This is a genomic window from Bradyrhizobium lablabi, assembly GCF_018131005.1.
Lineage (GTDB): Bacteria > Pseudomonadota > Alphaproteobacteria > Rhizobiales > Xanthobacteraceae > Bradyrhizobium > Bradyrhizobium lablabi_D.
In genome coordinates, this window is the sequence record NZ_JAFCJK010000029.1 from 1 (window position 1) to 3500 (window position 3500).

The window sequence follows — 3500 nt, forward strand, 5'->3', positions numbered from 1 at the left end:
CCTGACGCCCCAGTGGCTGGTGTTAAGTCCTTCAGAAGCTCACGCTTCTCAGGGGCGACGGTGGCAACAAAGCCCGGCCTCACCGAGGAGAGCGCGAAATAAGCCGTAAACCATCGCGCATGAAGAGTCCGGTCCTAAAAAGATCAAACAAATCAATGATATAATATCTCTGTGTACTTGGTTGTGTCCCAAATCGCTGAAGGGGCGCTGCAGCTAGCAACATGCTCTGATTGCACTCTGTCTTAGCTCCTCCTCCTCGGTTGCATTTCGCGCTATCCCGCACTGATCCCGCTTCGCAGGGACGCCCCGTGGTGCGTTCTAGGGGCTGAGCATGTCTCGACGCGCGATGGGGCAGACACGCACCACGACGCGTCCCTGCGCAGTCAGTGCTGTTTGTAAATTTGCACGACGTTCGAACCGTGCGCATCGCGTTTGCGGAAGGTCAGCTGGGTAGTGGAGCGGACTAAGGTCAGGGCGGGCAGGACTTCTGTTTTTTGACCCGACGCAGACTTCCTGAAGACTCATGTGGCGCGGCGAAGCAAATGATCAGGCCGCAGCGGCATGGACTAACTTTCGGCCGGACGCACGAAACAGAGGATGCCGGCCTCAGGCGTGAAACAGACTACGGCGCGGTTCGTCGGGTTGTCGGTTCTGTCGATGATCCTATTCGGCGGGACCCGCAACCAGAATGGGCTCGACATCTTCCAGCGACCATCGATTAATACCTCGTAGCCGTCCCCGTCCTGCCGGAACTCTACCGTTCGGCAATCCGCAATCGAGCAGCACGGCGCACCGGTGCCTGGTTGCTTAAGGCTCTCAAACCAAGGGGCAAGCTCGGGATTCGGGCGATTGGGCGGTGCTGCTACCGCCGCCTGGCTGAGAGCAAGTCCGACTGCAACGGCAATTTTCCTGCTAATCCCAGCCATCTCACATTGTGCCGTCGACGACGCTAGCAAAAGAGTAACCCTCCGCTGCGCACCGGAGCTTAGCGCCGACTCGGCTGGGCTTCTTCGGAATTTTTGACGTAGTTGCTGCAGCGCATGAGTCCGGAAGTGGCCCCTTTGAGACATGCCGAATGCGTCGAGCAATGTCCGAGTTCGAGGGAAAGCGGAAAACATATGCTCGCACTGAGTTCTCATTTTGACCCATAGCGGTCCTAGCCCGCATCGAAATCCCGCAACGCGGGGACGTCCTGCCCGGCGCAATGTGCTATGGTCCCGTCGCAATTGATGCTGCCCGAAGTGCAAGCTTCTACTGACGTGATGGGGGCGACAGCGATGAGCACGACGTTCGGGGCCGGTTTCCACGCTGCACCGGGTAAGACGGTCGATGCTTCGGCATACGAGCGGTGGACCGGCCGGTGGTCGAGGCTCTTTATTCCGGCGGTGCTCGCTGCCGCCGGTGTGGGACCCAAGTGCCGCGTCCTCGACGTCTCCACTGGAACAGGCGAAGCCGCGCGGATGGCGCTTTCGCTCGTCGGCACCGAGGGCGTCGTGGTTGGCGCGGACATCTCGCCTGAGATGCTTACGAGCGCACGCGCAGGGTTGCATGGGTCGCCGTTTCTGCCGGTCGCGGCCGATGGCCAAGCATTACCGTTCCGCGACACCAGCTTCGACGCCGTCGTTTGCCAGCTCGGCTTGCAGTTCTTTCCCGATCCAGCGCGGGGCGTCGGGGAATTCCGGCGCGTTCTGCGCAAGGGCGGTAGCGTGGCGATATGCGTGATCTCCACTCCGGATCGGGCACCCATGTGGGGTAATCTTGCCGAGGTCCTCAGCCGCTTCCTGCCGGAACTGCGCGACGTCCTGTTTCTCTCGTTCGCGCTGCACGACCCGAACCGGCTGGAAGCCATGCTCGTCGGCGCGGGCTTCCGCGACGTCCGAGTGGAGCGCACAACGCGCGAAGACAGCTTCGAGAGTTTCGAGGACTATTGGCAGCCGATAGAAGCCGGTGTCGGTTCCATACCCCAAGCCTTTTTGCGGCTCGCCACCGCTGACCGACAAACCGTGCGCGAGGAGGTGCAGTCGCGCCTCTCGCGTTTCGAGCTGAACGGTAAGCTGCGCATGAGCGTCGAGATGCTGATCGGCAGCGGGCGCGCGTAGGAGCGCGGCACAGGTCTGGTACAGCGTTCGCCGAAGCTATGAGTGATCTGGACTTCTGCAATTGGCACATCGCGTCATTTCGCTGTGCTGCGGACTTTGGTCGCTAATGGGGGCATAGCGGACATCGAACAGGCGCGCTGCTTCCCTGTAACTGCAACCACGAATATTCTCGCACCAGATGTCCTCGGTAGGTGTGGTCGCGCCGTCCCGGCGCCTTGCGACACCCTCCACAGGACCCTGACGACCGACAGGCACGCCCGGTGAGTAAGTATCTAACGACGCCAAACTAGCGCAGCGTCTCAACCGTCGCGACGTGTTCACGGATGAGCCTCGCGACATCCGACGCATGGGTCGCGATCATGAAGTGACTGGCACCGGGAACGGTCACCAGCGAGGATCTGGAGATCGCGTCATTCAGCACCTCGGCGGCGCGCTGAACGACGGGATGGCTGCGCTCGCCTCGCACGAGGAGGCTCGGCGCAGTGATATCCACATAGGCAGCGAGCGGCACATCGAAACACCACGCCGACGACCAGTCGAGAATGTTCGTCGGCGTGGTGGCAACAATGTAGTCCCGGGCCCGGGCTCCGAACGTATCAAAACTACCGTCGCCACCGTAGAAGTCGATGATGTTCCGCGCAGCCAGCAGATTTCCGTTAGCACATGAGCGGACATAGGCATCGCTCATCGCGCGCACTTGCTCGTACAGCCCGAGATCGCCGGAATGGCGGAGCAGATTGAACGGGGTCGCCTCGATCAAGGTCATGCTGGCGATTTTGGTCCGGTCACGAAGCGCCGTCGCCAAACAAACAGTGCCACCGTACGAATGGCCCACGAGGTGGACAGCGCTGTTGGTGCGCTGGATGACCGCCTCTATGACGTCGATCTCCCGCTCAATCGAAACGTCGTCCGGCGTTCGGCGCTCTTCAGTGTCGCCATAACCGAGTAGGCTCGTTGTCACCGCCCGAAAGCGATCTCCTAACAGGGCGATCACGCCCCGCCACAGTGCTCCCGTACTCCACGAGCCTGGCACGAAAAGAATTGTCGGCCCCGATCCTTGCTCGCGGTAGTCGATCCGTTTAGCAGGATATTCGACCATGGCTGGCCCGGCGCGTAGACGTGATCCGTATCGATAAAATATCACGAGCCGAGGACATCGGGCAGTCCGCGCTGGCGCTTCATGTGAAACTAGGGCCTATCGGGGCCCGGCGGGTTTCCGGCGGGGCCTTCGTTCGCCGAGCGGAGAGCGAAAATGCCTTTATTTTCTAGCGCTTCCGCCTTTTTCAACAGCCCGCAAAAACAGCTAGACATCAAGTCGTGTGGTCCTGACGCCCCAGTGGCTGGTGTTAAGTCCTTCAGAAGCTCACGCTTCTCAGGGGCGACGGTGGCAACAAAGCCCGG

Annotated in this window: 2 protein-coding genes; one reads left to right on the forward strand and one right to left on the reverse strand. The window is 60.9% G+C overall.

Features of this window, described 5'->3' with window-relative positions:
* Positions 1-1277: 1277 nt before the first annotated feature.
* A complete protein-coding gene (locus JQ553_RS34105) occupies positions 1278-2099 on the forward strand; it encodes a class I SAM-dependent methyltransferase (RefSeq protein ID WP_212504459.1) in 822 nt (273 codons plus the stop codon).
* 286 nt (positions 2100-2385) lie between these two features.
* Here JQ553_RS34105 and JQ553_RS34110 read toward each other — a convergent pair whose 3' ends face one another.
* Positions 2386-3198, reverse strand: a complete 813-nt coding sequence (locus JQ553_RS34110) for an alpha/beta fold hydrolase (RefSeq protein ID WP_212504460.1) — start codon at positions 3196-3198, stop codon at positions 2386-2388.
* Positions 3199-3500: the final 302 nt, after the last annotated feature.

Bases quoted from the DNA above. Each gene is read 5' to 3' on its own strand.
- JQ553_RS34105 (WP_212504459.1), top strand. From the start codon at position 1,278: ATGAGCACGACGTTCGGGGCCGGTTTCCACGCTGCACCGGGTAAGACG.
- JQ553_RS34110 (WP_212504460.1), bottom strand. From the start codon at position 3,198: ATGGTCGAATATCCTGCTAAACGGATCGACTACCGCGAGCAAGGATCG.